The organism is Arcicella sp. (assembly GCF_964672035.1).
The window spans coordinates 1-7,156 of record NZ_CBABQS010000127.1 but is presented as its reverse complement, the minus strand read 5'-3'; the positions used below and the strand labels follow the sequence as shown (position 1 = coordinate 7,156).

Below are 7,156 nucleotides of genomic sequence, written 5' to 3'. Positions count from 1 at the left end.
GATTCTGCTGATTTAGCAGAAGATATTATTGAGCATTCTGAAAGAGGAAATTTGAATGACATGGAAGGTTATAATGAACCTAAATCAAACGAAAGTCAGTTTTACAAATAATTAAATATACCTCTATCCTATACAAAAGGGCATTAACTTTCACAGTTACTGCCCTTTTATTTTGATTATTCCATGAAAATTCATGGATATTCCTTATAAATATTAAACAATTCAAAGATTGGGTGTAATTTCAAGTCTTAATTTTGAAAATGTATGCCAATCATTAATACGGACGATTATAAACCACCTTTTTGGCTTCCCGATGGTCAATCACAAACGATTTTCCCCTCCCTTTTTCGTAAAGTTGAAGGCATCGACTACGTGCGTGAACGAATAAAAACGCATGATGGTGATTTTTTGGATATAGATTTCTCAAAGGCATATTCATTCCATCACTCAATCCCTAAATCACTAATTATTTTATCCCACGGCCTCGAAGGCGATTCATCACGACAGTATATCACGGGGATGGTCAAAAATTTCAACACTCACGGTTTTGACTGTTTGGCTTGGAATTTCAGAAGTTGTTCGGGTGAATTAAATCAAACCAAAAGATTTTATCACAGTGGAGCAACCGACGACTTAGAAACGATTATAAAATATTCATTATCAAAAAATTACAATAAAATATACTTAGTCGGATTCAGCCTTGGCGGCAATTTAACCCTAAAATATTTAGGAGAAAAAGGGCAAAATCTTTATTCAGAAATTCAGAAGGCAATCACTTTTTCAGTACCTTTACACCTTTCAAGTAGTAGCAAAAAGATTGGTTGGCTTTATACCAAACGATTTAATAAGTCCTTGATAAAGAAGATTTTGGCGAAATCTCAACGTTTCCCCGAATTCAACATCGACACTTCAAACATCGCCAAAATCAAAACTTTAAAGGATTTTGATGATACTTATACTTCACAACTCCATGGATTTATTGATGCCGAAGATTATTACGAGCGTAACAGTTCGCTATACTTTTTGGATAATATTAGCATTCCCACGTTAATCATTAACGCCCAAAACGACCCTTTTCTCTCAAATAAATGTTTCCCTTTTGAGCAGATAAAAACGTTAGAAAAAGTCTATTTCCAAGCCCCAAAAATGGGTGGGCATTGTGGCTTTTATCCCGATGATTATCAAGGCGTTTTATGGTCGGAGAAAAGGGCTTTGACGTGGTTAATGAGTTGATGAGAACATTTTAGTAATTTTGCTTAGAATCTTTAAAAAAGAAGACCATGACAGGAATACAATTGAATACTCAAAACGACAAATATTTGATTTCAATAGATAAATCAATGTTTGACAAAGAATGGTTGGTTAAACTTTTGGAGAATTTACGGATACAAGAACTGGCTCGTAAATTTGATTTTGACGAAAGTATCGAAACTTTGGGAGAAGAAATAAAGGCAGATTGGTGGGAGAAAAACAAAAAACGTTTTATCAATGAATAAGAAAATTATTGTCGTTGATACAAACATTGTTTTTAAGGCTCTTCGCCTTAAAAACTCATACATTCGTGAGATGTTAAACCAAGAACAATATCATTTTTACGCCCCTAAATTTCTACTGGTCGAAATCTTTAAACACAAAGAGAAAATTCTCAAAAATAATACTCAATTAGAAGATGAATTTTACGAGTATTTGAACCTTCTTTTACAACGAATAACGTTTGTAAATGAGGACATTATCTCTATTGGAAATTACCTTGAAGCATACAGACTTTGCAAAGATATTGACGAAAAAGATGTGCCTTTTGTAGCCTTAACCATTCAATTAGAATGTGTGTTATGGACATTTGACCAGCCGATAAAGACCGGATTAAGTAATAAAGGATTTAAGCAATTCTTTGAGATGTAGAAAGTATAGCAGGTTGGTGTACGTCTATGTTGTTTGTCCAATTACAGAAAATACATGAAATAATAAAACCACAATAATCTTAAATATGACAACAATTATTCAAAAACTTGTACTCATTCTATTTTTATTTCTATCAACATTTACGCTTAAAAGTCAATCTTTATTATGGATTATTGAAGGCAATGGACTTAAAAAGCCATCTTATATGTATGGTTCAATGCACACAATTTGCAAGAAAGATTTTAAATGGGATAGAAAATTAAATGCTGTTTGTGATTATACTAAACAGGTTTATTTTGAAATAGACGTGGATAATCTTTTTGAGTATTTCAGATTCAAAAAACTTAATAAAGTACAAGATGAAAATTACTCATTACGTCAATATTACTCTGATGAAGATTACAACTTAGTTGAACGATATTTTAAAGATTCACTCCATATAAATCTTGACAAAAAAGATAATAGAAGCCCTTTATTTTTAATGACGAATTATACTGGAAAAACGTTTAAACAAGTTTGTCGAAATAGGTATTCTTACGAAGCCGAATTTGCAAGACTTTTTCCCGCTGGAAGTCTTTTACTTGAAAATACAGGAAGAATTTTTGGGCTTGAAACCGCAGTAGAAAGAGATAGAATTATAAATCAATTGCCATTTGAAAGGCAGGCAAATTTGCTTTTAGAACAAGTAAAAAGTGTTTATGAAATGAATGTTGATAAAACTGTGATTGGTTCGAGTTACAATGATATGGTCAAGTTGTATTTTGAAATGGATATTGATAAAATACATAGTTTTGTGGTTCAAGATGCCCAAAATGACGATTATCACAAAGTAATTATTGATGAAAGAAACCTTTTGTGGCTTGGTAAAATTCCAACAATTGCTTCACAGAAAAGCACTTTTTTTGTAGTAGGTGCAGCTCATTTAGGAGGAGAAAAAGGGCTTGTAAATCTGTTAAAACAACAAGGTTTTACTGTTAGACCATTATCACTCAATATGACAGGTTTTTAGAATTGAAGAAAATAGAAAAAAAAATAAATGTTAACCAACACAGCACAAGAAATTATTTACGTCATTGATTTTGACTCAACTTTTACAAAAGTAGAAGGACTTGACGAATTGGCAGCGATTGCCCTCAAAGGTCACAAAGACCGTGATAAAATCGTGGGTGAAATCAAAGCCATCACCGACAAAGGCATGGCTGGCGAAATCGGTTTTGCCGATTCACTCAAAGCACGGGTTGCCCTATTGCCCGCCAATCGTACGCACGTAAGTGAATTGATTGAGTTTTTGATGGGTAAAATCTCCGATTCATTCGCTCGTAATGAAGCATTTTTACGTGAAAACGCCGCTTCCGTTTACATCGTTTCGTCTGGCTTCAAAGATTTTATCGTTCCTGTAGCTATGTCGATGGGCGTTTTGGAAGAGAATATTTACGCCAACACTTTTGTTTACGATGCCGAGGGAAACATTACAGGTTACGACGGAGATAATCTTTTGTCACAAGACAAAGGCAAGGTAAAATTGTTACAATCGCTTGATTTTGAAGGAGATATTTATGCCATTGGGGATGGTTATACGGATTATGAATTGCGTGAATCAGGGTTGGCAAACAAATTTTTTGCCTTTACCGAAAACGTTTCTCGTAAAAAAGTAACCGACGTAGCCGATGAAGTAGTAGCATCTTTCGATGAGTTTTTATACATCAACGATTTAAACCGAGCGCAATCCTATCCAAAATCGAAAATCAAAGTTTTATTGCTCGAAAACGTTCACCCAAATGGCGTAAAAGCCTTTACATCGGAAGGTTTTCAGGTAGAATTATTAAAAGGTGCTTTGGATGAAGACGAATTAATTGAGAAAATTAAAGGCGTTTCTATCTTAGGTTTACGTTCAAAAACCAATTTAACTAAACGTGTTTTGGAACATCCAAACGCCAGCCGTTTGATGGCAGTTGGCGCATTTTGTATTGGTACCAACCAAATCAATTTGGACGAATGCGAACGCCGTGGGATTGCCGTTTTCAATGCCCCTTACTCAAATACCCGTTCGGTAGTAGAAATGGCGATTGGTGAAATGATTATCTTAACCCGTGACATCATGACCAAATCCAACAAAATGCACGAAGGAATTTGGGATAAATCGGCGAAAAATTCTTACGAAATCAGAGGTAAAAAATTGGGTTTAGTGGGTTACGGAAGCATCGGAACGCAAATTTCAGTCATTGCCGAAGCATTGGGCATGGAAGTTCATTTCTACGATGCCGTCGATAAATTAGCCTTAGGAAATGCCAAGAAATGTAAGACTTTAGAAGAATTGTTGAACATTTCTGATTTTATTTCCCTCCACGTGGACGGCCGTAAAACCAATGCAAACATCATTGGTGAAAAAGAATTTGCTCAAATGAAAGACAATGTAATTTTCGTAAATCTTTCTCGTGGACACGTCGTTGAAATTCCTGCTTTGGTCAATGCCTTAAAATCTGGCAAAGTGTGGGGTGCCGCCGTGGACGTTTTTCCTTCCGAGCCAAAAACAAACGACGAAGAATTTATCAATGAATTGCGTGGGTTGCCAAGAGTAATTTTGACTCCTCACGTGGGCGGTTCAACGGAAGAAGCGCAAGCGAATATCGGAGAATTTGTACCGAGTAAATTATTGCAATTCATGAATAATGGTAGTACTTACGGTTCGGTAAATTTCCCAGAATTACAATTACCACCCTTGGAAGATGCGCACCGTTTATTGCATATTCACCAAAATGTTCCTGGTATTCTGGCTAAAATCAACAACGTTTTTGCCAAATATAACGTCAATATTAAAGGTCAATACTTGAAAACAACCAACGAAATCGGCTACGTAATTACGGATATTGCCAAACAATACGCCGACGAAATTGTGGAAGAATTGAAAGATATTGATCATACCATTAAGTTTAGAATGTTGTATTAGTCACTTTGCATTTTGCTGAGTCGGACTGAGTGGGAATTGGGTGGGAATTGGGTGGGAATTAGGTGGGATTTGTTATGGATTTGCACTGGGTTAAAAACGGCACAAATTCATAGCAAATTTATTCAGAGTATACTTGTGAAAGTGATGGCCTACCAGCATAACATCGCCCTATCGTAAAAAACCGAAAATGCTTTTGCATACTTAAATAATAGATTCGTACATTTACATTCCATTTAATTAAATTTTGCTAAAATCCATTTAGCTTTCCTATTATAATTAAGCCCCCATAAAACATTCATGCACAGTATTTCCCAACCCGAAAACATCAAAATTGCCATTATTGGTCTCGGATATGTTGGTTTACCCCTTGCCGTTGAATTTGGAAAAAAATACGCAGTGTTAGGCTTTGACATCAACCAAACCCGCATTGATGAACTCACAAGCGGTTACGATAGAACCCAAGAAATGACCTCCGAAGCGTTAAAATCGCTGCAATATTTGTCATTTTCCACGAATAAAGAAGCCTTAAAAACGTGCAATATATTTATTATTACCGTTCCAACGCCCATTGATAAATACAAAAAACCAGATTTAACTCCTCTCCTTTCCGCCAGCAAAACCGTAGGAAAAATCCTCAAAAAAAACGACATTGTCGTCTATGAATCAACCGTTTATCCAGGTTGTACGGAAGAAGACTGCGTGCCAGTGTTAGAAAAAGAAAGTGGCCTGGTATTTAATCAAGACTTCTTTTGCGGCTATTCTCCCGAAAGAATTAATCCCGGTGATAAAATAAATACCCTCACAAAAATCAAAAAAGTAACCTCGGGTTCAACGCCCGAAATTGCCGATTTTGTGGATGATTTATACGGTTCAATCATTGAAGCCGGTACTTATAAAGCCACTTCTCTGAAAGTAGCCGAAGCCAGCAAAGCCATTGAAAATGCGCAACGTGACGTAAATATTTCATTTGTCAATGAATTGGCACTCATTTTTGATAAAATGGGTATCGACACTTCCGAAGTATTGGAAGCCGCCGGAACAAAATGGAATTTCCTAAAATTCAAACCAGGCCTCGTGGGTGGACATTGCATTGGCGTAGATCCTTACTATTTACTCCATAAATCCGAAAGCTTGGGTTATTATCCACAAGTTATTCTTTCGGGCCGACGAGTCAACGATAACATGGGCATTTTTGTAGCGAACAAACTGATAAAATTACTCATCAAAAAAGGGCATAAAATTGAAGGCAGTAAAGTGTTGATTTTAGGAATTACCTTCAAAGAAAATTGCCCCGATATCCGTAATTCACGAGTTATTGACGTATATAATGAACTAAAAGAGTTTGGCGTTCAGGTGGATGTGTACGACCCATGGGCCAGCAAACCCGAAGTAAAAGAAGAATATCAGATTACGTTATTAGATACGCTGAACGATCAATACGATGGTATTCTTTTGGCCGTTTCTCATGATGAATATAAAGCATTAGACTTAGAAAACTTCAAAAATACAAACGCAGTTGTTTTTGACATTAAAGGTATTTATGACAAAAATACCGTTGATGCAAGGTTATAACTATCTACCGTTTAATAAATTTCATACCTGAAAAAATTTGTGCAAAATGCTAAAAATCAACATTTTACCGCTCATTTTACCATTCAATTAAAAATAATATTTCGCTCCAAAGATTTACTGTATTATATTTACGGACAACTTTCAACTACTTTTTAGTAAGTTGCCCATATAAGTTAAATGCTATTTATAAGCATAAGTTAGAAATTAGGCGGTTCACCGCTCCAATTATATTTAGATAGGTTATCATTTTCTAATTAGCACTAACAACTAAAATCTAACCCCTCTTTACTAAAGACGATAGCGTCTAAAATTACATTTAAACATGAAGAAAAAAGCACTCATTACAGGTATTACAGGACAAGACGGTGCCTACTTAGCAGAACTATTACTCTCAAAAGATTACGAAGTACACGGAATTAAACGGAGAAGTTCTTTAATCAATACCCAAAGAATTGACCATCTTTACGAAGATTTACACGAAGATGATGTGAAATTTATTCTTCATTATGGTGATTTAAGCGACTCGACTAATATTATTAGAATTATCCAAGAAGTTCAACCCGATGAAATTTATAACCTGGGGGCCATGTCTCACGTAAAGGTTTCTTTTGATGAACCAGAATATACCGCCCAAGTGGACGGAATTGGTACCCTCAGAATTTTAGAAGCCGTTAGGTTATTAGGGTTAACCCAAAAAACCAAAATATACCAAGCCTCAACGTCTGAATTATACGG

The 7,156-nt window shown here is 35.5% G+C and carries 7 protein-coding genes; all 7 read left to right on the top strand.

Going from position 1 to position 7,156, the window contains the following annotated elements; genetic code table 11:
* Nucleotides 1-264 precede the first annotated feature (264 nt).
* A complete protein-coding gene (locus AC1W31_RS19840; RefSeq protein WP_481736237.1) occupies nt 265-1,233 on the top strand; it encodes a YheT family hydrolase in 969 nt (322 codons plus the stop codon).
* A 47-nt stretch (nt 1,234-1,280) separates the two neighbouring features.
* Nucleotides 1,281-1,496 carry a hypothetical protein gene (locus AC1W31_RS19835; RefSeq protein WP_481736236.1) on the top strand — a complete coding sequence of 72 codons (216 nt, stop codon included), beginning with the start codon at nt 1,281-1,283 and terminating at the stop codon, nt 1,494-1,496.
* Nucleotides 1,489-1,902, top strand: coding sequence for a PIN domain-containing protein (locus AC1W31_RS19830; protein WP_481736235.1), 414 nt, complete (start codon nt 1,489-1,491; stop codon nt 1,900-1,902). The genes AC1W31_RS19835 and AC1W31_RS19830 overlap by 8 nt, the downstream gene beginning before the upstream one ends.
* Nucleotides 1,903-1,987: 85 nt before the next feature.
* Nucleotides 1,988-2,911, top strand: a complete 924-nt coding sequence (locus AC1W31_RS19825; RefSeq protein WP_481736234.1) for a TraB/GumN family protein — start codon at nt 1,988-1,990, stop codon at nt 2,909-2,911.
* Nucleotides 2,912-2,938: 27 nt separating this feature from the next.
* Nucleotides 2,939-4,849, top strand: a complete 1,911-nt coding sequence (gene serA / locus AC1W31_RS19820) for a phosphoglycerate dehydrogenase (RefSeq protein WP_481736233.1) — start codon at nt 2,939-2,941, stop codon at nt 4,847-4,849.
* A gap of 297 nt (nt 4,850-5,146) precedes the next feature.
* On the top strand, nt 5,147-6,421 hold the full coding sequence (tviB, locus tag AC1W31_RS19815; protein ID WP_481736232.1) for a Vi polysaccharide biosynthesis UDP-N-acetylglucosamine C-6 dehydrogenase TviB: 1,275 nt from the start codon (nt 5,147-5,149) through the stop codon (nt 6,419-6,421).
* A gap of 322 nt (nt 6,422-6,743) precedes the next feature.
* Nucleotides 6,744-7,156 (top strand): GDP-mannose 4,6-dehydratase (locus AC1W31_RS19810; protein ID WP_481736231.1); only part of this gene is annotated, 413 nt, incomplete at its 3' end.